Source organism: Paenarthrobacter sp. NPDC091711 (assembly GCF_044756605.1).
Classification (GTDB): Bacteria; Actinomycetota; Actinomycetes; order Actinomycetales; family Micrococcaceae; genus Arthrobacter.
This window is the reverse complement of sequence record NZ_JBIVTF010000025.1, coordinates 18,812-42,969: the sequence shown is the minus strand read 5'-3', so window position 1 is coordinate 42,969 and position 24,158 is coordinate 18,812. Positions and strand designations below refer to the sequence as shown.

Here is a 24,158-nt window from a genome sequence, read left to right as displayed (position 1 = left end):
CATTCCGAACCCGGAAGCTAAGACCCACAGCGCCGATGGTACTGCACCCGGGAGGGTGTGGGAGAGTAGGACACCGCCGGACAACCATTAACGGGAAGCCCCGACCAACACAGGTCGGGGCTCCCCGCATTTAACAACCACATTCGTCGCCAGCCTAGGGGACGAGCTTTCCCTTATATGAGGGAACAAGCCCGCCCCTTAGAAGGCGAGGCCTACGACTTCACCGCCCGAGAGCTAGGGCGTGGGGGTACCGCCGTTGACGTTCAGCGTTTCGCCGACCACGTAGCTTGACTCGGGCGAGGCCAGGAACACGTAGGCCGGTGCCAGTTCTGCCGGCTGTCCCGCGCGGCCGAGAGGCGTCGACTGCCCGAACTCCGGCAGCTCTTCCTTGGGCTGGCCGCTGCTGACCTGCAGGGGCGTCCAAATGGGTCCCGGCGCAACGGCATTGACCCGGATGCCCTTGGGCGCGAGCTGCTGTGCGAGTCCCTTAGTGAAGTTGTTGATGCTCGCCTTGGTGGTGGCGTAGTCCACCAGCGTTGGCGACGGGTTGTACGCCTGAATGGATGTGGTGTTGATAATTGTGGACCCTGCAGGAAGGTGGGGAAGCGCCGCCTTGGTCAGCCAGAACATGGCGTACACGTTGGTCTTCTGTGTGTGGTCGAACTGTTCGTCGGTGATCTCGGCCAGGTTTTCCTGAGCCACCTGCTTGCCGGCGTTGTTGACCAGGATGTCCACTCCGCCGAGGACGGCAACGGCGGTATCCACCACTTCCTGGCACGTGGCGGAGTTCTTGAGGTCTCCGGGTACCTTGACGGCCTTGCGACCTGCGGCCTCGATGATGCCGGCAATTCGCGAGGCGTCTTCTTCCTCTTCGGGCAAGTAGGAAAGAACGACGTCTGCCCCTTCCCGGGCAAAGGCGATGGCCGTGGCGGCACCGATTCCCGAGTCCGCTCCAGTGACGATCGCCTTGCGGCCTTCCAGGCGTCCCGTCCCGCGGTAGCTCTCGTCACCAAGGTCTGCCTTGGGTGTCAGCTCGGCATCAAGGCCGGGTTCGGGCTGGTGCTGTACGGGTGGTGAGATCTGTTCGTAGGCGGTCACAGGGTTTCGGAATGTGTACTGATCAGTCATGGTTCTCCTCCTGTTGCCGGGTGCTGAGACACGTAAGGCAGCCGCCGGGAAATCAAGCCGGTCAGCGCCCGTCCCCTAAAAAGGTAAGGGGACTTATGAATTACAGCCTAGGGGTGGGAAGAGCGGTCTGCCAAGCCACGCTGGTCAGCCGAACCACTTCATGTGGACGTCGATACGGCCCAAATGCTGCCGGCGATCCTAACCCGAGAAGAACTCCGACAACTCCGCGATCAGCTTGTCCGGCGCCTTGATGGGTCCGTCATGCCCGAACCCGGGGAGGATGGTGTAGCTGGATCCGGACAAGATGTCGTGGATCTGGCCGCACGCAACACCGAAGTATGCGGGGCTCTTTTCGCCCACCACAATCAGCGTCTCCAGGGGAAGCTCAAGGAATGGTTCAGCAGGCATGTCCGCCGCGATGACGGCTTTGATTTCGCGGACACCGCAGGTCATTAGCTCCCGCATCTGTTTGCCCAGCGGTGTGCCAGCGGCCAGCTTGTTGGCCAGGGTCAACATGGACAAGGGCATCCGGGCGAAGGTCCCGCCGGTCTCCACTCCCTTGATGAGGATGGCGAGGGCGCGATCGTAGTCTCCCGCCGCCGTCGCGCGTTCATAGTCCGGTGTCCAATCGGCTTTGACGCTGTGGTTGACCGACACTGCGGGATCATACACAGCGAGGCGCTCCACGGGCAGGGTTCGAGCCGCATGCAGCGCAACGGCACCGCCGAAGCTGTGCCCGAAGACGTCCGTGCTGGAAGTGTGCTTCATGACATCGTGGAGGTCCCTAATGTCCGCTTCAAGGGTGTAGTCCTCTGACTGCGGGGACGAATCACCGCGCCCACGCCGGTTGAAGGTGTGGACGGGGCGGCCGAGGGCCTCGCTGAGTTTTTGAGCAAAGCGTGCGTAGTCAGTGGCCGTGACCATGGAGGCAGGAACGACGACGACGCCGGAGCCTGCCGCTGCCAGCTCACCGCCGGTGGTGAGTACTTCGAGGTGGCCGCCGTCGTGGGTCATGATGATGTCGCGCGTCATGACTTGAGCCTAACCGAGCGACCTGAATGCAGGCACCTTCCCGGTCCCTATGTGGAAAAAGCAATCCGCGTGGAAAAAGCAATCCCCTGGGAAAGTATGAAAACCGCTCAGCCCTTGAAGTAGTCCGAGATGTCTGAGACCAGTTCATTGACCGCCGCTGGAACAGAGCCGTGAAAACCCTTGGGTGAGACTTCCAGGGTGCTGCCGGGAACGGCCCTGTTCAGGCGTGCGGCTGCCACCTTGTAGAACTGCGGGCTCTTCTTACCCACCATGAAGTGCGTGCTGGAAGGAAGGACGGAGAAATCCCGCGGAGTATCGGACTCATCGAAGGCTGCTTTGAGTTCCCCCACGCCAGTGGGCAGCAAGTCGCGGAATAGCTTGTTCACTTTGGTTCGTGACACCACGGCCATGAGCCCGGCCAGAATGGGTTCAGGTACGCGGGCAAGTGCTGTACCAGCCTCCATGCCCCGCTTCATCTTCGCCATGGCCTGGTTGATGTCACCGGCATTGACGGAGTCCTCGAACCCTTTGATCCACCTGGTATCCATGCTGCCGTCGATATTCACCGCGGCGTCGTAGACGGCAAGTTTGTCCGGCTGGTGGGAGCTGCCCACGAACTCCTGAGCGGCGTTCAGGGCCACCGAACCGCCAAGGCTGTGGCCCATGATGTTGCGGGCACCCGTGGCGTCCATGATGGTGCGGACATCGGCGATCTCGGTGGCCATGGAGTAGTCGGACGGCTGCTCGCTGGACTTGCCCCGGCCACGGCGGTCGTACACATCCACGGCCCAGCCTTCACCCAGTCCCTTGGACAGGGCTATGGAGAAAGGACGGTAGATCAGCGCGGTCAGGAATGCCCCGCCAATGAGCACCACCCGGCGTTCCCCGGGCGCGTCTTCGGTGCCGTAGCTATACAAGGCGAGTTTGCCGCCGTCGTGCGTTCTGATGTCCTGTTCCCTCACCGGAACATCCTAGGGGGCACTGTGGGTTTCCTCGCCCACCACATTCCCCGACAGGAACCGGGCGATCCGGGACGCGAGCCGCTTCCCGGGCCGGAGCGGACCTTCATGGAACTGCAGTGGCACCACCGCGAAAGTGATCGCAGGCACGGCCCCGGCCAGCATCCGGCCGGTCTCTGCGAAGTAGGACGGGCTCCAGCCGCCGCTGAGCATCAGCGTGGGAGTAGAGAGTTTCATGAAGTCGTGAAGGTGGGCGTCGGCGTCCAGTACCGCGCGCATTTCCGTGACCGCGGTGGGCAGCAGGGATCGCATCTCCAAACCGAGCCGGGTCCGGGCCGAGAGGACACTCAGCGCCCGCAGCGCACCCATGGGCAGATAGGAAATGGGCCCAGCGGTCCCCAGCCCTTGCACCAGGTGGGCCCACGCATGATCCAGCTGCCCGGAGGTAACAGCTTCCTCGAGCTCGGGCCGCCAGCGGCTGCTGAGGTTGCCGGAGAGCGACACGGCGGCGTCGTAGGTCACCAACTTGTTGATCCTGGCCTGGCGGGCGGCTTGCAGAGCTACGAATCCGCCGTAGCTGTGAGCCACCACATCCGTGGAGCCGCTCTGTTCCATGACCGTTTGAAGGTCCGCGATCTCGGTGCCCACTGAGTAGCCCGGTGGTTGTGGTGCGGAATGGCCCCGGCCACGCCGGTTGTAGCTGTGCACCGGACGCCCCAGCATGACGCTCAGCGTCCGCGCGAACGGCCAGTACAGGGAGTCGGTCACCAAAGTGCCATGAACAAGCACGACGCCGGTTGGTTCAGCGGGTGCTTTGGAACCTGGAAGGGCAGTACCCAATGAACCAGCCGGCCGGAAGGTGTGCACCTCCAGCTGTCCGCCGCCGTCGTCCGTTTCAACCGTCCACGTTTCCACAGCCCGAGTCTATGCGTTTCCCTGATCTTGGCGCCGGGAAGTAAAGGTCAGTAATCACCGGTAAACTTAAGGACTGTGACTTCCGCAAACACCCCCGCCCTGAACACCTCCGCAGAGCCCATCGACGCCAGCGAGCAAATGCGCATCCGTATGGAGAAGCGCGCCAAGCTGATCGAGCGCGGCACCGAGGCCTACCCGGTGGGTGTTGAACGGACTCATTCCCTGAGCGAAATCCGCGAGAAGTACGCGCATCTGGAAGCCGATGAAACCACCGGCGAGATAGTGGGCGTCACCGGACGCGTCGTCTTCGTCCGCAACACCGGCAAACTGTGCTTCGCAACGCTCCAGGAGGGCGGCGTGGACGGCAAGGGTGTGCGCTTGCAGGCGATGCTTAGCCTGGCCAATGTTGGCGAGGAGGCCCTGGCTGACTGGAAGGCCCTTGTTGACCTTGGCGACCACGTCTTTATCAAGGGCGAGGTCATCTCTTCCCGTCGCGGCGAGTTGTCGGTCATGGCCGACTCGTGGTCCATGGCGTCCAAGGCCCTGCGTCCGCTGCCTGTCCTGCACGCGGAACTGAATGAAGAGACCCGCGTTCGGCAGCGTTATGTGGACCTCATGGTCCGTGACGAAGCCCGCGAGATGGTTTACAAGCGCGCAGCTATCACCCGCTCGGTCCGGGACACCCTTGACCGACACGGCTATGTGGAGGTGGAAACTCCCATCCTGCAGCTGGTTCACGGCGGCGCTACGGCCCGTCCTTTTGAGACGCACATGAACGCGTTCGACCAGAAGATGACCTTGCGCATCGCCACTGAGCTCTTCCTTAAGCGCGCCGTTGTTGGTGGCATTGATCGCGTGTACGACATGGGCCGGGTTTTCCGCAACGAAGGCGTGGACTCCACACACAGCCCCGAATTCACCACCCTCGAATGCTACGAAGCATGGGCGGACCAGTTCGTCATGGCTGAGCGCATGAAGGAAATCATCCTGAATGTGGCCGACGTCGTAGGTACTCGCACCATCCAGACGGATGCTGGAGAAATTAACCTCGACGGCGAATGGGCTTGGATTTCGGTATACCCGGGTATTTCCGAAGCTGTGGGAAGTGAAATTACTCCGGACACCACGGTGGAGGAGTTGTTGGCAATTGCTGCCAAGCACGAGGTCAAGGTGGACCCCAAGTGGGACGCCGAGAAGATCGTTGTGGAACTGTTCGGCGAGATCGTGGAACCCACCCTGCTGAATCCCACGTTCGTCTACGACTACCCGCCCTCCGCCCAGCCGCTGGCACGCCCGCACCGTGAGGACGGCCGGCTCATCGAGGCCTGGGACCTGATTATTGGCGGCATGGAGCGCGGTACGGCGTTCTCCGAGCTCATCGATCCCGTGATCCAGCGTGAACGCCTCACAGAGCAGTCCCGCCGCTCCGCTGCAGGCGACGAGGAAGCCATGCAGTTGGACGAGGACTTCCTCCGGGCCCTTGAATACGGTGCACCGCCCATGGGCGGCATCGGGCTGGGTATTGACCGATTGGTGATGTTGTTCACCGGTGCCGGTATCCGCGAAACCATCCTGTTCCCGTTGTTGAAGCCTGAAGGTCACTGATTATGGAGTACATCGCAGTCCTGGCGCCATCCATTGTGGTGGGATTGATCTTCTGGTTTGCCATGAAGTCGATCTTCAATGCGGACAAATCAGAACGGCAGGCCGAAGCCAAGGCACAGGCCGAAGCGAATTTGAAAAATTCGGGACCTGCATCCGAGGGCCCGGCAGCTAAATAGCTTCAATTGGGTTCAGCTAACGGAAGAGAATCCAATTACGCTTTGACGTGCGTGCTTGCCGTGAACGATAATCATCAAAGGAATCCGGGGAATTTCTGATTATCCAACCCTCCAAATGAGAGGCACCTCATGGCACAGAAAGTAAAAATCATCCTCGTCGATGACCTGGATGAAGGGGCCGCGGACGAAACTGTCCGTTTTGGCCTCGATGGCGTGAGCTACGAGATGGACCTGTCCACTGCCAACGCAGCATCGCTGCGCAAGGCATTGGAGCCCTACGTCGCAAAGGCCAGGAAGACTTCTTCCGGCCGTGCAACCCGGGGCCGTGCCACAGCCGCACGTAACCAGGATTCCGCGCAAATCCGCCAGTGGGCCCGTGACAACGGCTACACGGTCAACAGTCGCGGACGTATTCAGGCTGAAATTCAGGAAGCGTACCAAAAGGCCAATTCCTGATTCACCGCTGCAATGCCCCGGCAGTCACTGCCGGGGCATTGGCGTTTAAGCCGGAAAGTTTATGGTCGGCCGCCCCAACACTTGGAATATCCTGTGAATCTCTGGCCCAGGCACGCTTCGAATACCGGCACTAATGGGTTCCAACAAAGCCGCGGCCAGGGGCATAGGGGAAATGCCGCCCGCCGACGGTAGCCATGTGCTGTCGGGCAGGGCAACAGGGTGACACCGCAGGCTGGCTGGGTCAAGGGCCGGAGCAGGATTTATTCCGCAACCACGTCATGTTTCCCCTGTGGCGAACACGCCCCAAAAGTGCTTCTCGGACACGTAGCATCAAAGTACGTCGTAGCTAGGAGTGTGGCGAAATGTTTGAGAGATTTACGGACCGTGCCCGTCGCGTGGTCGTCCTTGCCCAAGAAGAGGCACGGATGCTCAACCACAATTACATCGGTACCGAGCACATCCTCTTGGGTCTGATCCACGAGGGTGAAGGCGTTGCTGCCAAGGCGCTCGAGTCCCTGAGCATTTCGCTCGATGGCGTTCGTGAGCAGGTGCAGGAGATCATCGGTCAGGGCCAGCAAGCCCCGTCCGGTCACATCCCCTTCACGCCGCGCGCCAAGAAGGTGCTCGAGCTTTCCCTCCGCGAAGCACTGCAGCTCGGCCACAATTACATCGGTACTGAGCACATCCTGCTCGGCCTCATTCGCGAAGGCGAAGGTGTGGCCGCCCAGGTGCTGGTGAAGCTTGGGGCAGACCTGAACAGGGTCCGTCAGCAGGTTATCCAGCTGCTCTCCGGCTACCAGGGCAAGGAGACCGCAGGCAGCGGCTCCGGTCAGGGCCAGCCGGAAGGTACTCCTGCCGGTTCGGTGGTGCTTGACCAGTTCGGCCGCAACCTGACCCAGGCTGCCCGCGAGAACAAGCTCGATCCCGTGATCGGCCGCGAGCAGGAGATGGAACGCGTCATGCAGGTCCTCTCCCGCCGTACCAAGAACAACCCGGTCCTGATTGGTGAGCCGGGCGTCGGCAAGACTGCCGTCGTCGAAGGCCTCGCCCAGGCGATCGTCCGCGGCGATGTTCCGGAGACCATCAAGGACAAGCAGCTGTACACGCTTGACCTCGGTTCCCTGGTTGCCGGTTCCCGCTACCGTGGTGACTTCGAAGAGCGCCTGAAGAAGGTCCTCAAGGAGATCCGCACCCGCGGCGACATCATCCTCTTTATCGACGAGATCCACACCCTCGTTGGTGCAGGTGCTGCTGAAGGCGCTATCGATGCTGCGTCCATCCTCAAGCCGATGCTTGCCCGTGGCGAACTCCAGACCATCGGTGCCACCACGCTGGATGAGTACCGCAAGCACATCGAGAAGGACGCCGCTCTTGAGCGCCGCTTCCAGCCGATCCAGGTCAAGGAGCCCTCTGTCGCTCACGCGATTGAGATCCTGAAGGGCCTGCGTGACCGTTACGAGGCCCACCACCGCGTAACGATTACCGACGGCGCCCTTGCCTCAGCAGCGCAGCTGGCCGAACGCTACATCTCGGACCGCTTCCTGCCGGACAAGGCGATCGACCTCATCGATGAAGCTGGCGCCCGCCTGCGCATCCGACGCATGACCGCTCCGCCGGAGCTCAAGGCCATGGATGAGCGCATTGCCGAAGTGAAGATGGAGAAGGAATCCGCCATCGACGCCCAGGACTTTGAGGGTGCTGCCTCACTGCGCGACAAGGAGCAGAAGCTCATTGCCGAACGCGCAGAGAAGGAACGCAACTGGAAGTCCGGCGGCATGGACGACATCTCCGAGGTTGACGAGGACCTGATTGCTGAAGTTCTTGCGAACTCCACCGGCATCCCGGTCTTCAAGCTCACCGAGGAAGAGTCCTCGCGCCTGCTCAAGATGGAAGACGAACTGCACAAGCGCGTCGTCGGCCAGGACGAGGCCATCAAGGCACTGTCCCAGGCCATCCGCCGTACCCGTGCAGGCCTGAAGGACCCCAAGCGTCCGGGTGGCTCGTTCATCTTCGCCGGCCCCACCGGCGTCGGCAAGACCGAGCTCGCCAAGGCACTTGCCGAGTTCCTGTTCGGTGAAGAGGACGCCCTCATCACGCTGGACATGTCCGAGTACTCCGAGAAGCACACGGTTTCGCGTCTCTTCGGTGCACCTCCGGGCTACGTCGGCTACGAAGAAGGCGGCCAGCTGACCGAGAAGGTCCGCCGGCGTCCGTTCTCCGTGGTTCTGTTCGACGAAGTGGAAAAGGCCCACGCGGACCTCTTCAACTCGCTGCTGCAGATTCTGGAAGACGGCCGACTGACCGACTCCCAGGGCCGCGTGGTGGACTTCAAGAACACCGTGATCATCATGACCACCAACCTTGGTACCCGCGATATTTCCAAGAGTGTGGCCACGGGCTTCCAGTCCGGCACGGACACCCAGACCGGTTACAACCGGATGCGGGCCCGGGTTACCGAAGAGCTCAAGCAGCACTTCCGTCCCGAGTTCCTCAACCGTGTTGACGACGTCGTGGTGTTCCCACAGCTGACGCAGGACGAGATCATCGAGATCGTGGACCTGTTCGTGAACCGCTTGGAGCGTCGCCTCAAGGACAAGGACATGGGCATCGAGCTCACCCCCGCTGCCAAGGTTCTCCTGGCCACGCGTGGTTACGATCCCGCCATGGGTGCCCGGCCGCTGCGCCGCACCATCCAGCGCGAGATCGAGGACCAGCTGTCCGAGAAGATCCTGTTCGGCGAGATCCACTCCGGCGACATTGTTGTGGTGGACGTTGACGGCGAAGGTGACGACGCCAAGTTCACGTTCGAAGGCAACGCCAAGCCGCGTATCCCGGAGATCGCTCCCACCGCGTAAGCGCAGCAGCACAAAGCGCACCAGCACTAAGCCCCGCCCGCTCCAGCAATGGAGCAGGCGGGGCTTTTGCGTTGGCGCGTGCCGAGTTCTTGTACAGGTAATGCCCATAAGGTGGCTTCATAAGGGCGTTATCTGTACAAAAACTCCGAAGAAGGGAAGTGGGACCGCATGCGCGTACTCATGGTGGCTCCAGGCACGCGGGGCGATGTTGCGCCCATGGCCGGACTCGGGAGCCGCTTGCAGGGCTTGGGGTATGAGGTGGCGATCGCGGCCAACCCTGCCTACGCCCCTCTGGTTGTTGAGTCCGGCTGCGAGTTCAGGCCGCTGCCCGGGGATCTGGCCGGGTTGATCAGGCAACCAGCCCCCGGCGACAAGGCGTCGTCCGCGGGCGTGCTCACTTTCTGGCGGAAACTCACTGAATACATGGATGACGCCGCCACCGGAACCCTGGCTGCGGCTGAGGCCGGGGCTGACGTGATCTTAGCCAATTCGGTGGCGCCCTATGCGTACGACATCGCAGAAGCATTGGGCATTCCGGCCATCGGCGCACATTTGCAGCCCACGGAGCCGAGCGCGGCATATCCGCCGGTTCTCATGAATTCTGCCCGGAGCCTTGGCGCACTGGGAAACAAGATCATCGGTGAACGCGCAGCTGCGGGTCCAGCTCCCTACGGCGCCCCCAGTGCACGCCTTCGCAAGGAGTTGGGGCTCGGCAAGCAGAGTCGCGCGGCCGGTGAACGCCGTCGTCGTAAAGCCCACGCCACTATTCTTCACGGCATCAGTCCTTCAGTTCTGCCAAGGCCTGCGGATTGGCACTCGGGCCTGGTGATGGCTGGATACTGGTGGCCGGCCGTCAAAGCGGACTGGCAGCCCCCGGCGGAACTCGTGGCCTTCCTTGCCGAGGGGCCACCGCCTGTTTTTGTGGGTTTTGGAAGCAGCGCCCACATCGATCCCGCCTTTATTCTCGAGGCCACCCGACGTGCCGGGGTGCGTGCGGTTGTGCAGGGGGCCGAAGGGATGCTGGGCGAGGATGCGCTCGGCGTCGGCAGCGTTCCCCATGAGTGGCTCTTCCCGCAGATGGCGGCCGTGGTTCACCACGCCGGAGCGGGAACGACGGCGGCCGGCTTCCGTTCGGGGGTTCCGGCCATTGGCGTTCCTGTATACACGGACCAGCCGCTCTGGGCATCCCGGATCGCGGCGCTCGGGGCGGGGCCTCAGCCGGTTCCCTACAAGAAGCTGACTCCGGAAAGCCTCGGTGAAGCGATCAAGGAAACTGTCAGCACGGCGTCGTACGCGCAGCGGGCCGCGGAAGTGGCGGCTGCGATCGCCGCTGAGGACGGTACCGTGCCGGTGGTCGAGGCCCTGCGAAATCTCCCCTCCACGTAGCGGCAGAGCACGGAATATGTGAAAGTACTGTTTCACTGTGAGTGAACCACCCTGTGATCGGCGGCACATTACGTGTTGAATCGGAGCATGGACTCTGCTGACACTCACACCCAGGGCGAGCAGCCCGAAACTCCTTTTCACGACCTTGACCACTACCTCGCCATCCCGCGGGTTGGTGGCCTCACCCTCAGCCCGGACGGTAAGCGCCTGGTCACCACCGTGACTACGCTGAACGGCAAGGGAACCGAGTTTGCCACCGCCCTGTGGGAGCTTGACCCCACAGGCCGGAACCACGCACGACGGATCACTCGCAGTTCCAAAGGCGAGGCCGGCGCGGTCTTCGCTGCCAACGGCGACCTCTACTTCACCTCGGCCCGCCCTGATCCGGACAGTCCAGACGCCGACCCCGTGAATGCACTGTGGCTGCTTCCCGCTGATGGGGGCGAAGCCCGCGTGGTGCACTCGCGTTCAGGCGGCATCGCTTCGGTGATGGCCGCGAAGGACGCCGACGCGACATTCATCAACGCAGAGGTCCTGGCCGGGTCCACGGATGAGGACAGCGATGAGGAGCGTCGCAAGGCACGCAAGGACAACAAGGTTTCCGCCATCCTGCACAGCGGCTACCCGGTCCGGTACTGGGACGCCGACCTTGGTCCTGCCGAACCGCGGCTCTTCGCCGTGGAGCAGGGCGATGACAAGGAGCCCGGCAAGCCTTCCACCGTGGACACCGCTGCGCCGCTCAAGCTCCGGAACCTGACGCCCGGCGTCGGCGGTTCGCTGCGCGAGGCCAAAACCGTGGTGAGTCCGGACGGCAAGACCATCTACACCAGCATGACCAAAGCGCTCGCGAAGGCTGACAGCCGGGAGGTGCTCGCCGCCGTCGACGTGGCCACCGGCACCGTCAAGGTGCTGCTGGACCACGAGGGCATGAGCTACTTCCCGGGACCCGTAAGCCCGGATAACAGCACGCTGGTTGTTGAAAGCGAAAGCGATACGACGCCCACCCAGGCACCGCAAGTGAAGCTGCACCTCCTCAACGTTGCAGGCGGCGAGACCGCGGACCTGGAGCCGCTCGCACACCAGTGGGATCGCTGGGCTACGGTGCTCGCCTGGCTCCCTGACGGCAGCGCGGTCCTGGCAAAAGCGGACGACGACGGCGCGTCGCCGGTTTTCCGGATTGACGTCGCTGACGGCGGTGTCACGCGGGTGACGAAGGACGCCGCCGCCTATTCCGACGTCGTGGTTTCTCCTGACGGAACCACCGCGTACGCTCTGCGAAGCTCCTACGAGTTCCCTGCCGAAGCCGTGCGAATCGACCTCTCCACCGGTGAAGTCCTCCGTTTGCCAGCGCCGGCGGAGCGGCCAGCGTACAAGGGGCGGTTGGAGCGGGTGGAGACCACGGCGGAGGATGGGTCGCGGGTGCCTGCGTACCTCGCGCTCCCGGAAGGCGCCTCTGCTGATGCTCCTGCTCCGCTGCTGCTCTGGATCCACGGTGGACCGCTGGGCTCGTGGAACGCCTGGACGTGGCGCTGGAACCCGTGGCTGCTGGTGGCCAAGGGCTATGCCGTCCTCCTTCCCGATCCTGCACTTTCCACCGGTTACGGCCAGGAGTTCATCCAGCGCGGATGGGGCGAGTGGGGCAAGAAGCCCTACACGGACCTCATGGCCATCACTGATGCCGTGGTGGAACGGGCGGACATTGACCAGACCCGGACCGCGGCGATGGGCGGATCCTTCGGCGGCTACATGGCCAACTGGGTGGCTGGCCAGACTGACCGCTTCAAGGCGATCGTCACCCACGCCAGCCTCTGGGCGCTGGATCAATTCGGTCCCACCACCGACGCGGCCCAGTATTGGCTGAAGGAAATGACGGTGGAGATGGCCATGGAGAACTCGCCGCACCTGAACGTAGGCAACATCAAGACTCCCATGTTGGTGATCCACGGCGACAAGGACTACCGGGTGCCCATCGGCGAAGGCCTGCGCCTTTGGTACGAGCTCCTGTCCTCATCGCAACTGCCGGCTGACGAGAACGGCCAAAGCCCGCACCGTTTCCTCTACTTCCCGGACGAGAACCACTGGATCCTGCAACCGCAGCATGCCAAGGTTTGGTACGGCGTGGTGGAACACTTCCTGGCCAAGCAGGTGCTGGGCGAGGACGTGGCGCTGCCCGATTCGCTCGGACTTTAGCGGGGGCTAGTACCGCGCAGGACCTGCGCCATTTGCCGCGTGCTCGCTCCTCCGTCGCTTGGACGCACGCTACGCAAATGGCCCAGGCCCGGCGCGTGGCTCTCCTCTCTCGTCATGCGCGGGGGGTGGGACATCCAGCTCCTCGTGCGTCGTTGGTATGGGGGAGTTGGGCCTCGTTAGGATGGGGGAGTGAATCCGACCTTCAGCCTCCGCCCTGCCCGCACCAGCGACGTGGCGGCGATCAAGAGGCTTGTGGCCCCCTTGGCCGAGGAGCGGATCCTCATGGCCAAGGAAACCGTGGCGTACTACGAGAGCCTCCAGGAGTTCCGGATCGCCGAGTCTGACGGTGGCGAAGTTATTGGCTGCGGGGCCTTGCATGTCATGTGGGAAGATCTGGCCGAAATTCGCACCCTCGCCGCAGCCGACTCCTGGCGTGGCCGGGGAGTGGGGCACGTCCTCGTGGAGAACCTGCTGGAAGAAGCGCGGGCGCTTGGCGTGAGCCGTGTGTTCTGCCTGACCTTTGAAGTGGACTTCTTCAGGCGCCACGGATTCGAAGTCATGGCGGACCAGTCGGCCGTGGATCCCCAGGTGTACTCCGAGCTGTTGCGCTCGCATGACGAGGGCGTGGCCGAGTTCCTGGATCTCGCCCGCGTGAAGCCCAACACCCTGGGCAACACCCGCATGATCAAACAGCTCTAGCAACCCTCCCGCAGAGCTCTAAGATGTGATCTCCCGCCGAAGGGGTGGGTTAATCAACCCTGCCCGATTATGAGTGATTTATTAGATCTTCACTTATATCCACTTGATGGATAAACTGGTTAAGGCTTGCTGGGGAAGCTTCCACCACATCGGTCAATTGAGAGAAGATCATGCAGTCCCACGCGTCGTTTTCAGATGTTTCAGAACTCCAACTCAGCGTGCACGGCCCCGTGTTCACGCCTGCCGATCCGGGTTTTGCTCCCGAAGTTGCGGCCTTCAACCTCTCCACACAGCACCAACCTGAACTCGCCTTCGGCGCCCTCGATGCAGAGGACGTTTCCGCGGCTGTTCGCTGGGCCGCCGAGCGCGGCATGCCCGTCTCCGTCCAGTCCACCGGACACGGCGCCACCAATGCCATCGAAGGCGGACTGCTCATCAGCACCCGCCGGATGCTTGAACTGAGCATCGATCCCATCGAGAAGACGGCCCGCGTTGGTGCCGGCGTTCGGTGGAAGGCCGTGGTGGATCTCGCAGCGACCTTCGGTTTGATGGGACTCTGCGGTTCCACTACCGACGTCGGGGTGGTGGGCTACACCCTGGGCGGCGGCCTGCCCATCCTGGGCCGCAAGTACGGTTTCGCATCAGACCACGTCATTGCCTTTGAACTCGTCACCGCCGACGGCACCCAGCGCAGGGTGAGCAAGGACGAGAATCCGGAACTGTTCTACCTCCTCCGTGGCGGCAAGGGAAACCTGGGCATCGTCACGGCCATGGAATTCCATCTCTTCCCGGCAGGCGATCTCTATGCAGGCGGGATGTACTTCGACGGCGGATACGCCCCTGAAGTCCTGCGGGCATTCAGGGAATGGGTGCCTTCGCTGCCAGTGGAGGCATCAGCATCCATGGCGTTCCTTCGCCTTCCGGACATGGAAATGATTCCCGAGCCACTGCGCGGGAAGTTCGTCATCCATCTCCGCTACGCCTATCAGGGCGATCCGGTAACCGCGTCAGAAGTGCTCCAGCCGATGCGCACCAGCGCTCCGTTCATGATGGATGCCACGGGACCTCTGAGTCCCACCCAATTCGACACGATCCACCAAGACCCGGACCAGCCGGTGCCAGTGCGGGAGCACGGTTTCCTGCTGGACCGCCTGGATGACGAAGCCGAGGATGCACTCTTGCGGCACTTCGGGCCTGGGGTGGAAAGCCCTGTGTTGTTGGCGGAACTTCGTCTCCTGGGCGGCGCGTTGGCAAAGAGCGCGGACGGGGAAGACCTTGTGGGTGGTCGTGACGCAGCATTCAGCTTCTTCATGGGCGCCATTGCTGTCCCTCCGGTCCTGGACATACTGCCAACGGTCTTTAACTCGGTCCACGAAGACCTCCGTCCTGCCGCGAATGCGGGGACGTTCGTGAATCTGCACGGCCATTTTGTGGATGCCGAGGACAGGGAGAAGCCATGGCTACCCGGCGCTCGCGAACGGCTCAGGAAGGCCAAAGCGGAGTTGGACCCGAAGAATATGTTCAGCTTCGGGCACGTTGTGGGGCTTCCGGTCATAGATCAGACCGTGCTGCTGGAGGACGTTGTCACGGCCGGCGGCGACGCCGTCCTGAACAGCTGACGGGGATGCGGACAATGGACCACAGGACCACGTTCCCCGATTTCTCCGCTTTCCAGATCGACATTCCCTATGGATCATGGCCGCACGAGGCCTCGTGGCAGGACGCAGGGCACTCGAACCCGGATCTGTACTCGGCCTTTTGGCCCGAGTATCACGCCAGAAGTGAACCCGAGGCAGTGACAGCGCAGGCCGCCGAGGATTAGCGGGACATAACAGCAACATCAGAAAGGGACAGTCATTGGGGGCTGTCCCTTTCTGTTGTTTTTGGTAGGGGCTGACGACGCTATTTATGCACAACCGCTCCCCAGGGCCTACCGTGCCCACAGCCGCCGGTAGTAGGGTCAGAGCACCAGCCACAGCACGCCCAGGAGCATCACATGAAAAAGCTCATTAATGATCCACGCGCCGTGGTGGACGAGTCCGTTGAAGGTTTCGGCATGGCCCATGCCGACATCGTGGACGTCCATCCCGAGCCCAAATACGTCGTCCGGAAAGGCGCTCCCGTAGCGGGCAAAGTAGCCCTGGTCTCCGGTGGTGGCAGCGGTCACGAGCCCCTGCACGCGGGCTTCGTGGGCCTCGGCATGTTGGATGCCGCGGTCCCCGGCGCAGTCTTCACCTCGCCCACACCGGACCAAATCATTCCGGCGACCGTCGCGGTGGACTCAGGCGCCGGCGTCGTCCATATTGTGAAGAACTACACCGGCGACGTCCTGAACTTCGAGACGGCCGCCGAAATGGCGCAAGCTGAAGGCGTGCGCGTGCGTTCGGTGTTGGTCAACGACGACGTCGCGGTGGAGGACTCGCTGTACACGGCGGGCAGGCGCGGGGTTGGCGGAACTGTCCTCGTGGAAAAGATCGCCGGTGCATCTGCCCAGCGCGGCGACGACCTTGACGCCGTCACCGCCATTGCCGAACGTGTAGTGGCCAATGTGCGGACGATGGGTGTGGCCCTGTCCGGCTGCACGGTTCCGCACGCCGGCACACCGAGCTTTGAACTCGCGGAAAATGAGATCGAGATCGGCATTGGCATTCACGGCGAACCCGGCCGGCACAAGATCCCGATGGAAGGTGCTGATGCCATTACGGACCGCCTCCTGGAGCCTGTGCTGGAGGACCTGGCCCTCGTGTCCGGTGAGAAGGTGCTCCTGTTCGTCAACGGCATGGGTGGCACCCCGCAGAGTGAGCTGTACATCGTGTACCGGCGCGCGGCCCAAGTGCTGGCCGAACGCGGCGCCACCGTGGAGCGCTCGCTGGTGGGGAACTACGTGACATCCCTTGAGATGCAAGGGTGTTCCGTGTCCGTGCTGCGCCTCGATGACGAGCTGACCAGGCTCTGGGACGCCCCTGTCCACACTGCAGCCTTGCGGTGGGGAGCGTGAGCATGGGGTTGGACGTCAATTGGGCCTTGGACTGGTTGAAGCTCTCCGCAAAAGCCATGGACGAGCACCGGGTGGAACTCATTGAGTTGGACCGGGCAATCGGCGACTCTGATCATGGCGAGAACATGGACCGCGGGTTCCAGGCAGTGCTGCAGAAGCTCGATGAGACCCCGCCGGAGACGCCGGGAGCAGCATTGAAGTCTGCAGCGATGACGCTCATGTCAAAGGTGGGCGGCGCCGCCGGGCCTCTATACGGCACGGCGTATTTGCGGGCAGCAACCTCCTTGGGGGACGCAAGCCATATTGACGCGGTAGCGTTGGCCGCTGCCCTCGGAGCCGCCCGTGATGGCGTGGTGGCCCGGGGCAAAGCCGAACTCGGCGACAAAACCATGATCGACGCGTGGACACCGGCAGTTGAAGCGGCCGAAAAGGCGGCCGCGAGTGGTGCCGATGCCCTGGCCGTCCTCGAAGCAGCTGCGGAGGCTGCCGAGACAGGGGCTATGGCCACGGATCCCTTGGTGGCACGGAAGGGCAGGGCCAGCTACTTGGGGGAGCGCAGTGCAGGCCATCGCGACCCCGGAGCTGCATCAACCGCGTTGCTTCTGAGGGCGGCCGCAGCAGCTGCCGCCGGTTCCACTGGTGATACGGGAACCGACGCCGTATGACCGTGGGGATTGTGGTGGTGTCGCACAGCAGCAAGATCGCTGAGGGTGCGGTGGAACTCGCCGCGCAGATGGCGCCCGACGTCGAACTCGTCGCCGCCGGGGGAACTGACGACGAGCGAATCGGAACCAGCCTCGAGAAGGTGCTGGCCGCCGTCGAGCAGTCCTTGGTTGATTCCGGGGGTGATGGCGTGGTGGTCCTGACTGATCTTGGTTCGGCCGTGATGACAGCCGAATCGGCGGTGGAGTTCGCCAGCGATCCTGATGCCGTTCTCCTGGCCGATGCGCCGTTGGTTGAGGGGCTCGTGGCTGCAGCCGTCGCAGCGCAAGGGGGTGCCGGCGTCGAGGATGTCCGCAAGGCAGCGGAAGCTGTGGCTTTCGGGAACGGGCCCTCAGCGGGGGGAGGCCCGGAGATCCCCGAGCATAGGGACGAACCGGACGCCAGTGCCGACTTCGAGCTCATCAACCCTTTGGGTATGCATGCGCGGCCTGCCGCAAAGATCGCCGGGGGACTGTCCGGGCTGGACGCGGAAGTGACCGTCAACGGCGTCGATGGCATGTCCATCATGGCGCTCATGGCACTGGCTGCCGGTAAGGGTTCCATCCTGCGTGTTGAAGCACGCGGCAAGGACGCGCCGAAAGCAGTGGAGTACGTGGGCCGGCTTGTGAAGGAAGGGTTTGGGGAACTCTAGGCCTGGACAATTTTCTCCGAAATATTGCTAAGTACACTGATTAGTGATGTTGTAGAGGTACAGGTTCACTACGAGGAAGAGGTACGAACATGGGTGCTGACGACAAGCTGGAGAACGCTGGCGAGAAGCTGGGCGGCAAGGCTAAGGAAGCTGCAGGCAAGCTGACGGACAACGAGCGCCTGGAAGCCGAAGGCAAAGGCGACCAGACGAAAGCCGACCTCAAGGGCGCCGGCGAGAAGCTGAAGGACGCCTTCAAGAAGGACTAAGAATCCAAGCGGGGCCGCTGCAAGTGCAGCGGCCCCGCTTTGTCTTTGAGGCGATTGTTGTGCGAGGCGCCATTCCCGCGGCGCGCTAACTGATGGAGGATCTTTCCGTGAACATACTGGTAAAAGTGTTTGGCCTGGCAATTGGCCTCGGCGCCGGCGCGCTCGCAAACAAGACGCTGGAAGGCCTCTGGGAGAAGAAGACCGGCAAGCCTGCCCCCAAGGACAGCACGGACCTTAGTGACTCACTCCCGGGCGTGCTGGTCTTCGCGGTGGTTTCCGCAGGTGTAGGCGCCATTGTTCACGTCCTCACCCAGCGGGGTACCAAGAGTGCCCTGGCCCGTATGAAAAAGACTGCAGACGAGGTTTAACACATGGCTATAGCTAAATACCCGAGTGTGGTTATCGATTGTCCCGACGCCGCTACCTTGGCCGCCTTCTATGGCGAGCTCTTCGGCTGGGAAGTCGAGGATAAAGGTGACTGGTTTGACATCCGGCCCGCCGACGGCAGCAACTGCATCTCCTTCCAACAAGTGGAGGTGTACCAAGCGCCGGTGTGGCCAGGCCAGACCATCCCGCAGCAAATGCACCTGGACATGATCGTGGAGGACCTGGACAAGGGCGAGGAAGTTGCCCTGTCCCTTGGCGCGAGCAAGGCTGACCACCAGCCAGGAGAAACGTTCAGGGTGCTCCTTGACCCGGCCGGGCATCCATTCTGCCTCTGCCTCACGTAACGGAAACCCGCCGGGCCTGGCCTCCTAGTGAGTTCAGCCCTGCTGGGCGGCCCACTCATCAACGCGGCGGTTGCTCTCTTCTTCAGAGAGGTCCTCGACGCGCGTCATGATGGACCAACGGACGCCGAACGGATCGCGAATGCTCGCATAGCGATCACCCGAGACGAACGTGGACAACGGCTCGCGGATGGTGGCCCCGGCTTGCTCCGCCTTCTTGACCAGCCCGTCCGCGTCCTGGCAGTACAGGCCAAGGGAGTAGCAATCGTCTTCGCCACTGGGCGCAGGGACAAGGTGGTATTCCGGGTTGGGCTCGCCAAGTTGCAGATGGCCATTGCCGAAATCGAGCTCCGCGTGGACCACCACTCCGCCCATCTCCGTCTCGCCAACAACCCGGGCGCCGAACACGTCGCGGTAGAACGCAATGGCCTCCTTGGCGTTGGGTACCGCGAGGAACGGTGTGAGGCTGGTCAGGCCGTTCGGGATGCCGTGAGTGGTGTGCTCACCGTTGGCCGCTGTGAAGGACTCTGTGCTTGTAGTATCTGTCATGGTTATGACGCTACGGGCTCCATGCCCCGAAGCGCTTGGAGATTCGCGACAGCTTTGATCCTCAAGGTTTAATCCTCAAGGGAAGGCTCCCATGGAAGGTTCGTTCAAGGGCATCCTCTATCCGGCGAGGCTGCCCACCTTCCACAGATTTCCCGCCCCTGCTTCCGTAGCCCACCTGGTGCAGTGGTTCTGGATTCCGGAGTGGAACATCGAACCCGGCCGGTCGTCCCGGCAACACGTGATCGCTTACCCAACGTCCAACCTGGTGGTGCAGGGAGATGCGGTGGAGTTCTCCGGGCCTACAACCCGGGCCGCTTACCGTGACCTGACGGGCCAAGGATGGGCCGTGGGGGCATTACTCCGGCCCGCCGCAGTGCCCTTGTTCACCGACCATCCGGCAGCCCTCCGTGATCAGGAAGTGGTGCTTCCTTTGCCGGGGTTGCTCACTGCTGTGTCAGCAGCCATGACGGCGACTCCAGGAGGCAACACGCACGACGACGGCGCTCGCCGCGAGCGGGCAGTGGAAGCCTTTGTTGCGTGGCTGATTTCCTTGGAATGTGTTGCGTCCGAGGAGGCCCTGCTGGCCAATCGCATGATGGACATCATCGCTTCCGAGCCTGACGTGTTCTTGATTGAGGATGTGGCGTCCCGTCTCGCAGTGTCGCCGAGAACCCTCCAGAGAATCGCCGGAAAGTACGTCGGTTTGAGTCCCTCCGCCCTTATTCGGCGCCGAAGACTGCAGGATGCCGCCGAGCTTGCCCGGTCCAACCCAACAGCGGACCTTGCCGCGATCGCCGTCGAACTTGGCTATTCAGATCATGCACACCTAAGCAACGACTTCCGTAAGTACCTGGGGTTCACTCCAAGCTCGTACCGGAGGTCGGTGGGTGGAAACCCGGGCTAGCTTCGCTCAGTTTGCCGTTGCCGTCGAAGAGAAGTACGCGCACTGCCATTGCTGTGTTTGGACGGCCCGCCGGTTGCTCACTGCCGACCACGGTGGATAGACCCGGAAGCCGCGCTTCCCGCCAACGCCGTTCACGGACACGATCCCGTGCTTGACCAGCGCCGAGGCCGGGAAGGCGAAGTGGCCTGCTCTGGTCCCTTCGCGGACTGTTATCACCAGCGAGTGGGTGCCGTCTTCTGCGGGGAAGGGCTCGGTGGAACCGTCCTGAGCGCGCCGCCAGACAGCAACGAACAAGCCCACTTTTGTGGGGGTGAGCTTTCCCACCCGGAACCGGATGCGTTCTTGTCCGCGCCCGGCGATGGCCGCGCCGTACTCCCGGTTGTCGGCCTCCGGCACCGGTAGTGAAGAGTTTCCGGAGGGAAGGCTCAGGGCCTGCAGCGCCTCGGCTACGTCTGGGTGGACATCGTGGAGGGGCACGCTCCCCATCCTACGGCGCAGCGGCAGAGGCAGCCCTACCGTTGCCGCAAATCTGCTTCATTCAATACCAGTCCAGCCGAAATGACCCGCCCGCATTGTTCGCCATAGGGAAATTCGCCCTGGGGTGTGAACGTCAGCGTACGTACGGGCAGCGCGATACCGGCCGGGGAAGTTCCAGTCACGGTTGCCTCCAGGGGATTCTCGCTGAGGGCAGGAAGCTCGAGGAAACCTTGGAGGGTCCCGTCCGGCGACGACGTTGCTGAGCACACGCCGTCCGGTGTGCAGCCTTGGTCCACGGACGTCGCCCCGGGGTTCAACATCAGTTCCTTCTCAGTGCACACGCCATCCTGGCATGCCTTCAACCGAAGCGAAGCGACGTCCGGGGCATAGTCCGCCGCCACGGTCAGGGAAACGCCGGGCACGTGTCCAATCGCCGGACAACCCACGGGTTCGGCGAGGCAGCCAGGGAGAAGCGCTGCGGTCCCAACAAGGGTTAAAGCCAACCCGATTCTGCCCATGCTTCAGAGTAGGACTTCGGGCCGTCGGTGTCGCTGAAATGCCGCCAGGGAAGGGCAAAGGCGGCTGCATCGTTACTACACCCAGATGTCCGTTGCCCAACCGATACCGCAACGGCCAAAGCTACGCCGGAAGCCGCAAACCGCCGTCGTGCATTTCAGCTAAACCGTCCATCAACAGCCCTTCAAGGGCCCGCTCGAGTTGTTCGGGCGCCGAGTTAAGCCGGTGCAGGGCGGCGAGCGGGATTCCGACGCCGGACGGCGCGAACCCGAGATCCGCCGGCGCTTGCTCGAACATCTCGCGGGGGACAGGGGCGGCAGATCCGCGGAGGACTGCCATCACGGCGCCGCGCACCTGGCGGTCCGTGCCGTGCCATGACTGCCCCTTTGGGGTGTACGACGGTGGCGGCTCACCAGCTGCGAGCCAGGCACAACTCGAGCGGACGGGACAGTCAGCGCACTTAGGACTGCGGGCCGTGCACACCATGGCACCGAGCTCCATGACGGACGCGTTCCAGCGGACTGAGAGGTCCTGCTCGAGAGGCAGCAGCGCCTCGGCCAAGCGCATCTCCGCGGCGGTCAGCGCAGGGGCAGGGAGCGCGCTGCCGGAGATGAGCCGCGCGTGGACGCGCCGGATGTTGGTGTCCACCACTGTTTCGCGGCGGCCAAAGGCAAAAGCCGCGACGGCGGCCGCTGTGTAGCTGCCGACGCCCGGCAACTCCAGGAGCTCACCGTAGGTATCGGGCACCTTGCCGCCGTGCTGCTCACGGATGGCGACGGCGGCCGCGTGCAGTCGCAGGGCCCGGCGCGGATAGCCGAGGCGGCCCCAATGGCGGACGGCTGCACCCGATGGTTCATCGGCAAGGTGGGAGGGCGTGGGCCAGCGTTCCATCCAGTCGAGCCACACCGGCAGGACTCGAACAACGGGTGTTTGCTGAAGCATCACTTCGCTGACCAGGATGCCCCACGGGCTGCAATCGGGCTCGCGCCACGGAAGGTCGCGGGCAGTCTCGGCGAACCACTGATCGAGGGCTTGGTGGAGGCCTGCCAACTGGCCTGAATCGGGAAGTGTCATGCTGCCATCCACTGTAGTGGAATCCGGACGTATCGCCGTCCCGGAGCTGGCCATGTCCGACGTCACACAGGCCGGGATGTGGCACTTGCGGCGTGGAGGTTAGGTACCCACACGGCCGCGAGCCTAGCCTAGAACCATGGCCAACAAGGGTAAGCAACAGTCCAGCGGGCGCCCGCCAGCGCCGGCGAAGGGTGCTGCCCCTGTCAAAAGGCGCCGGCCAAGCCCCGCAGTGTACCGTCGTCGTCGGCAGGTGGTCTTTGGCGCCCTGCTGCTGGTGATCGCCCTGGTGATCGGCGGCGTCGTGGCCCTCACAGGCGCACTGGCCGGTAGCCCGGAACCTCAGGCTGTCAGCACGGCCGATGCCTCATCGGCGCCGACGCCGGGGACTACCCCCACAGGATCAGCAGCACCGTCGCCGTCGGCCTCGCCCGTGTGCGACTTCAACCTGATGACCGTCGCCGCCAAGACCGACAAGCCCGCCTATGGTCCGGAGGAAAAGCCGCTGTTGACCATGACCATCACCAACGGCGGCGCCGCCCCGTGCGAGGTTAATGTGGGCACCTCCCAAATGGAGTACCTGCTGATGAGCGGCTCAGACCGCATCTTCTCCTCGAAAGACTGCCAGACGGGCGGTGAGGATCTCATCAAGACCATCCAGCCCGGCAAGAGCGAGACCGCAAACTTTCCGTGGCAGCGCAACCGGACGTTGGAAGGCTGCGCCAGCATTGCCGCCACACCGGGTGCGGGTGGTGCCTACTACACGTTCGAAGCGCGGCTAGGGAACAAGGCGAGCCCCAAGGTCGCCTTTCAGCTGAGCTAGTTCTTGCTGGGTGTGCGGCTGAAGCCACGGACGTTCGCTGCAGCCTGCCGCCCGTCCAGAACCAGGCGCTTGACCCGGTAAAAGAGCTCGGGCGACGTTGAAAGAAGTCCCTGTTTGACGGTTTTGGCCGCCACGGCCTTCACGCGCGTCAGCAGTGGCGCAGTGCCGAGGCTTTCGATGATCTGGACGTGAGTGGCAAACTCCCATTTGTAGGTCTCGGCGCCCTGCAGGAAATCGAAACTCCTATGGCCCGAGTCAAAGCTGTGCTTCATGACCCGCAACAGCATTTCCTTGCCGATCCCATGCTTTGCGAAAGCCGGGCTATATGCAGGAATGAGTGCCAGGTATTCGTCCTGCCAGATGAAGCCGGCATGGAAGGCGACGTATTCATCAGCCACTTTCAGCGTGGAGAGAATCAGGTGCCCGTCCTCAAAGAGCCGCCGGAGCATTGCCACTGATTCAGCACTCTCCAGCGTTTCGTGTCCTCCCTTGTACTGCTGGATCTTCCATTGAAGGCAGGTATGGAAGGCTGCGGTGTCCGGATTATCGAAAGTGAACTCAGGCTCGCCAAACTGCTCGGTCAGCTTCCGGAGCCGCTGCCGTTGGGTTCTCAGTAAACTCTTGCTCCTCTTCCGGATGAGGGCCAGGTACGCTTCCCAGGTTTCAAAAGCAGCCCAGATAACCAAAGGTGCCGGTTCCAACAGGGTGTCAGGGACCACCGATGTGGGGTCCTCATCCGGCAGGGCGATGACTGACGCCACCACTTTGGGAACGTAGCGCAGGATTTCGGACGGGGAAGTAGTGAGGCCCGGCAAGGGCTTCACGTAGTCATAGAAAGGCCCGCTGTGGACCGCCTTTTTCCCGTTGATTTCGGCAAGCCGGACCTGCGCTTTACTTCCCTGGATTCCGTATGTTTTTAGCTCAATGGTTTTCGCCCGATAGAAGTCACGGGCAAGTGCCGTGAGGAAGGCGTCGGAAGCGTAGAAGTCCATGCTGATTTACCCCTGGAACCGCCCCGGAGGGCGTCACGTTTGAGCCCACCAAAAGCTGTGGGCAGACTGAGTTCTGGGG

Annotated in this window: 26 protein-coding genes; 17 read left to right on the top strand and 9 right to left on the bottom strand. The window is 62.8% G+C overall.

The window, feature by feature from the left end; translation table 11 throughout:
- Positions 1-234: 234 nt before the first annotated feature.
- From ACIQH5_RS21870 to ACIQH5_RS21855, 4 genes are all read right to left on the bottom strand, one after another.
- Positions 235-1,128, bottom strand: coding sequence for a glucose 1-dehydrogenase (locus tag ACIQH5_RS21870; protein WP_400407625.1), 894 nt, complete (start codon positions 1,126-1,128; stop codon positions 235-237).
- 198 nt (positions 1,129-1,326) lie between these two features.
- Entirely contained in the window at positions 1,327-2,160 is an 834-nt protein-coding gene (locus tag ACIQH5_RS21865) for an alpha/beta fold hydrolase (RefSeq protein WP_400407623.1), read from the bottom strand.
- A gap of 107 nt (positions 2,161-2,267) precedes the next feature.
- Positions 2,268-3,122: an alpha/beta fold hydrolase gene (locus tag ACIQH5_RS21860; protein WP_400407621.1), complete on the bottom strand. Its 855-nt coding sequence runs from the start codon at positions 3,120-3,122 to the stop codon at positions 2,268-2,270.
- A 9-nt stretch (positions 3,123-3,131) separates the two neighbouring features.
- Complete coding sequence (locus ACIQH5_RS21855) at positions 3,132-4,034, bottom strand: alpha/beta fold hydrolase (protein ID WP_400407619.1); 903 nt, start codon at positions 4,032-4,034, stop codon at positions 3,132-3,134.
- Between the two features lie 75 nt (positions 4,035-4,109).
- On the opposite strand from ACIQH5_RS21855, the gene lysS reads away from it, so the two are divergent.
- The 15 genes from lysS to ACIQH5_RS21780 all read left to right on the top strand — a co-directional run bounded on the left by lysS (position 4,110) and on the right by ACIQH5_RS21780 (position 18,750).
- Entirely contained in the window at positions 4,110-5,639 is a 1,530-nt protein-coding gene (gene lysS, locus ACIQH5_RS21850) for a lysine--tRNA ligase (protein WP_400407617.1), read from the top strand.
- A gap of 2 nt (positions 5,640-5,641) precedes the next feature.
- Positions 5,642-5,815 carry a hypothetical protein gene (locus tag ACIQH5_RS21845; protein ID WP_011772935.1) on the top strand — a complete coding sequence of 58 codons (174 nt, stop codon included), beginning with the start codon at positions 5,642-5,644 and terminating at the stop codon, positions 5,813-5,815.
- 129 nt (positions 5,816-5,944) lie between these two features.
- The gene (locus ACIQH5_RS21840; RefSeq protein WP_014920382.1) at positions 5,945-6,271 is read left to right on the top strand and encodes an Lsr2 family protein; all 327 of its coding nucleotides are present in this window, start codon (positions 5,945-5,947) and stop codon (positions 6,269-6,271) included.
- A 362-nt stretch (positions 6,272-6,633) separates the two neighbouring features.
- Positions 6,634-9,126 carry an ATP-dependent Clp protease ATP-binding subunit gene (locus ACIQH5_RS21835; RefSeq protein ID WP_400407614.1) on the top strand — a complete coding sequence of 831 codons (2,493 nt, stop codon included), beginning with the start codon at positions 6,634-6,636 and terminating at the stop codon, positions 9,124-9,126.
- Between the two features lie 168 nt (positions 9,127-9,294).
- Positions 9,295-10,512 (top strand): glycosyltransferase, encoded by a 1,218-nt coding sequence (locus ACIQH5_RS21830; protein WP_400407612.1) that lies wholly within the window; start codon positions 9,295-9,297, stop codon positions 10,510-10,512.
- An 87-nt stretch (positions 10,513-10,599) separates the two neighbouring features.
- The gene (locus ACIQH5_RS21825) at positions 10,600-12,702 is read left to right on the top strand and encodes an alpha/beta fold hydrolase (RefSeq protein ID WP_400407610.1); all 2,103 of its coding nucleotides are present in this window, start codon (positions 10,600-10,602) and stop codon (positions 12,700-12,702) included.
- Between the two features lie 189 nt (positions 12,703-12,891).
- Complete coding sequence (locus ACIQH5_RS21820) at positions 12,892-13,401, top strand: amino-acid N-acetyltransferase (protein ID WP_062070814.1); 510 nt, start codon at positions 12,892-12,894, stop codon at positions 13,399-13,401.
- A gap of 170 nt (positions 13,402-13,571) precedes the next feature.
- Positions 13,572-15,020 carry an FAD-binding oxidoreductase gene (locus tag ACIQH5_RS21815; RefSeq protein ID WP_400407608.1) on the top strand — a complete coding sequence of 483 codons (1,449 nt, stop codon included), beginning with the start codon at positions 13,572-13,574 and terminating at the stop codon, positions 15,018-15,020.
- Between the two features lie 14 nt (positions 15,021-15,034).
- Positions 15,035-15,223 (top strand): hypothetical protein, encoded by a 189-nt coding sequence (locus tag ACIQH5_RS21810; protein ID WP_400407606.1) that lies wholly within the window; start codon positions 15,035-15,037, stop codon positions 15,221-15,223.
- 174 nt (positions 15,224-15,397) lie between these two features.
- On the top strand, positions 15,398-16,399 hold the full coding sequence (dhaK, locus tag ACIQH5_RS21805) for a dihydroxyacetone kinase subunit DhaK (RefSeq protein ID WP_400407604.1): 1,002 nt from the start codon (positions 15,398-15,400) through the stop codon (positions 16,397-16,399).
- Positions 16,400-16,401: 2 nt separating this feature from the next.
- Positions 16,402-17,064, top strand: coding sequence for a dihydroxyacetone kinase subunit DhaL (gene dhaL / locus ACIQH5_RS21800; protein ID WP_400407627.1), 663 nt, complete (start codon positions 16,402-16,404; stop codon positions 17,062-17,064).
- On the top strand, positions 17,061-17,753 hold the full coding sequence (gene dhaM, locus ACIQH5_RS21795) for a dihydroxyacetone kinase phosphoryl donor subunit DhaM (RefSeq protein ID WP_400407602.1): 693 nt from the start codon (positions 17,061-17,063) through the stop codon (positions 17,751-17,753). The genes dhaL and dhaM overlap by 4 nt, the downstream gene beginning before the upstream one ends.
- 89 nt (positions 17,754-17,842) lie before the next feature.
- The gene (locus ACIQH5_RS21790; RefSeq protein WP_062070824.1) at positions 17,843-18,019 is read left to right on the top strand and encodes a CsbD family protein; all 177 of its coding nucleotides are present in this window, start codon (positions 17,843-17,845) and stop codon (positions 18,017-18,019) included.
- Positions 18,020-18,126: 107 nt separating this feature from the next.
- A complete protein-coding gene (locus tag ACIQH5_RS21785; RefSeq protein ID WP_024818999.1) occupies positions 18,127-18,387 on the top strand; it encodes a DUF4235 domain-containing protein in 261 nt (86 codons plus the stop codon).
- A 3-nt stretch (positions 18,388-18,390) separates the two neighbouring features.
- The gene (locus ACIQH5_RS21780) at positions 18,391-18,750 is read left to right on the top strand and encodes a VOC family protein (RefSeq protein WP_400407600.1); all 360 of its coding nucleotides are present in this window, start codon (positions 18,391-18,393) and stop codon (positions 18,748-18,750) included.
- A gap of 33 nt (positions 18,751-18,783) precedes the next feature.
- Here ACIQH5_RS21780 and ACIQH5_RS21775 read toward each other — a convergent pair whose 3' ends face one another.
- Positions 18,784-19,296: a VOC family protein gene (locus tag ACIQH5_RS21775; RefSeq protein WP_400407598.1), complete on the bottom strand. Its 513-nt coding sequence runs from the start codon at positions 19,294-19,296 to the stop codon at positions 18,784-18,786.
- 91 nt (positions 19,297-19,387) lie between these two features.
- Here ACIQH5_RS21775 and ACIQH5_RS21770 point away from each other — a divergent pair, with 91 nt between their 5' ends.
- A complete protein-coding gene (locus ACIQH5_RS21770) occupies positions 19,388-20,200 on the top strand; it encodes a helix-turn-helix domain-containing protein (protein WP_400407596.1) in 813 nt (270 codons plus the stop codon).
- A gap of 6 nt (positions 20,201-20,206) precedes the next feature.
- Here ACIQH5_RS21770 and ACIQH5_RS21765 read toward each other — a convergent pair whose 3' ends face one another.
- The 3 genes from ACIQH5_RS21765 to ACIQH5_RS21755 form a co-directional block, all read right to left on the bottom strand.
- The gene (locus ACIQH5_RS21765) at positions 20,207-20,686 is read right to left on the bottom strand and encodes a MepB family protein (RefSeq protein WP_400407594.1); all 480 of its coding nucleotides are present in this window, start codon (positions 20,684-20,686) and stop codon (positions 20,207-20,209) included.
- Positions 20,687-20,712: 26 nt separating this feature from the next.
- Positions 20,713-21,195, bottom strand: a complete 483-nt coding sequence (locus tag ACIQH5_RS21760) for a hypothetical protein (protein WP_400407592.1) — start codon at positions 21,193-21,195, stop codon at positions 20,713-20,715.
- Between the two features lie 121 nt (positions 21,196-21,316).
- Entirely contained in the window at positions 21,317-22,267 is a 951-nt protein-coding gene (locus tag ACIQH5_RS21755) for an A/G-specific adenine glycosylase (RefSeq protein WP_400407590.1), read from the bottom strand.
- A gap of 136 nt (positions 22,268-22,403) precedes the next feature.
- Between ACIQH5_RS21755 and ACIQH5_RS21750 the strand changes: the two genes are divergently transcribed.
- Complete coding sequence (locus tag ACIQH5_RS21750; RefSeq protein WP_400407588.1) at positions 22,404-23,087, top strand: hypothetical protein; 684 nt, start codon at positions 22,404-22,406, stop codon at positions 23,085-23,087.
- On the opposite strand, the gene ACIQH5_RS21745 is transcribed toward ACIQH5_RS21750, so the two are convergent.
- The gene (locus ACIQH5_RS21745; protein ID WP_400407586.1) at positions 23,084-24,079 is read right to left on the bottom strand and encodes a GNAT family N-acetyltransferase; all 996 of its coding nucleotides are present in this window, start codon (positions 24,077-24,079) and stop codon (positions 23,084-23,086) included. The genes ACIQH5_RS21750 and ACIQH5_RS21745 overlap by 4 nt on opposite strands.
- Positions 24,080-24,158: the final 79 nt, after the last annotated feature.

Coding starts and splice junctions, on each gene's coding strand:
- dhaK (WP_400407604.1), top strand. CDS start 15,398: ATGAAAAAGCTCATTAATGATCCACGCGCCGTGGTGGACGAGTCCGTT.
- ACIQH5_RS21865 (WP_400407623.1), bottom strand. CDS start 2,160: ATGACGCGCGACATCATCATGACCCACGACGGCGGCCACCTCGAAGTA.
- ACIQH5_RS21790 (WP_062070824.1), top strand. CDS start 17,843: ATGGGTGCTGACGACAAGCTGGAGAACGCTGGCGAGAAGCTGGGCGGC.
- ACIQH5_RS21845 (WP_011772935.1), top strand. CDS start 5,642: ATGGAGTACATCGCAGTCCTGGCGCCATCCATTGTGGTGGGATTGATC.
- ACIQH5_RS21745 (WP_400407586.1), bottom strand. CDS start 24,079: ATGGACTTCTACGCTTCCGACGCCTTCCTCACGGCACTTGCCCGTGAC.
- ACIQH5_RS21770 (WP_400407596.1), top strand. CDS start 19,388: ATGGAAGGTTCGTTCAAGGGCATCCTCTATCCGGCGAGGCTGCCCACC.
- ACIQH5_RS21750 (WP_400407588.1), top strand. CDS start 22,404: ATGGCCAACAAGGGTAAGCAACAGTCCAGCGGGCGCCCGCCAGCGCCG.
- ACIQH5_RS21755 (WP_400407590.1), bottom strand. CDS start 22,267: ATGACACTTCCCGATTCAGGCCAGTTGGCAGGCCTCCACCAAGCCCTC.
- ACIQH5_RS21775 (WP_400407598.1), bottom strand. CDS start 19,296: ATGACAGATACTACAAGCACAGAGTCCTTCACAGCGGCCAACGGTGAG.
- dhaL (WP_400407627.1), top strand. CDS start 16,402: ATGGGGTTGGACGTCAATTGGGCCTTGGACTGGTTGAAGCTCTCCGCA.
- ACIQH5_RS21780 (WP_400407600.1), top strand. CDS start 18,391: ATGGCTATAGCTAAATACCCGAGTGTGGTTATCGATTGTCCCGACGCC.
- ACIQH5_RS21810 (WP_400407606.1), top strand. CDS start 15,035: ATGGACCACAGGACCACGTTCCCCGATTTCTCCGCTTTCCAGATCGAC.
- ACIQH5_RS21825 (WP_400407610.1), top strand. CDS start 10,600: ATGGACTCTGCTGACACTCACACCCAGGGCGAGCAGCCCGAAACTCCT.
- ACIQH5_RS21760 (WP_400407592.1), bottom strand. CDS start 21,195: ATGGGCAGAATCGGGTTGGCTTTAACCCTTGTTGGGACCGCAGCGCTT.
- ACIQH5_RS21835 (WP_400407614.1), top strand. CDS start 6,634: ATGTTTGAGAGATTTACGGACCGTGCCCGTCGCGTGGTCGTCCTTGCC.
- ACIQH5_RS21870 (WP_400407625.1), bottom strand. CDS start 1,128: ATGACTGATCAGTACACATTCCGAAACCCTGTGACCGCCTACGAACAG.
- ACIQH5_RS21840 (WP_014920382.1), top strand. CDS start 5,945: ATGGCACAGAAAGTAAAAATCATCCTCGTCGATGACCTGGATGAAGGG.
- ACIQH5_RS21765 (WP_400407594.1), bottom strand. CDS start 20,686: ATGGGGAGCGTGCCCCTCCACGATGTCCACCCAGACGTAGCCGAGGCG.
- ACIQH5_RS21815 (WP_400407608.1), top strand. CDS start 13,572: ATGCAGTCCCACGCGTCGTTTTCAGATGTTTCAGAACTCCAACTCAGC.
- ACIQH5_RS21830 (WP_400407612.1), top strand. CDS start 9,295: ATGCGCGTACTCATGGTGGCTCCAGGCACGCGGGGCGATGTTGCGCCC.
- dhaM (WP_400407602.1), top strand. CDS start 17,061: ATGACCGTGGGGATTGTGGTGGTGTCGCACAGCAGCAAGATCGCTGAG.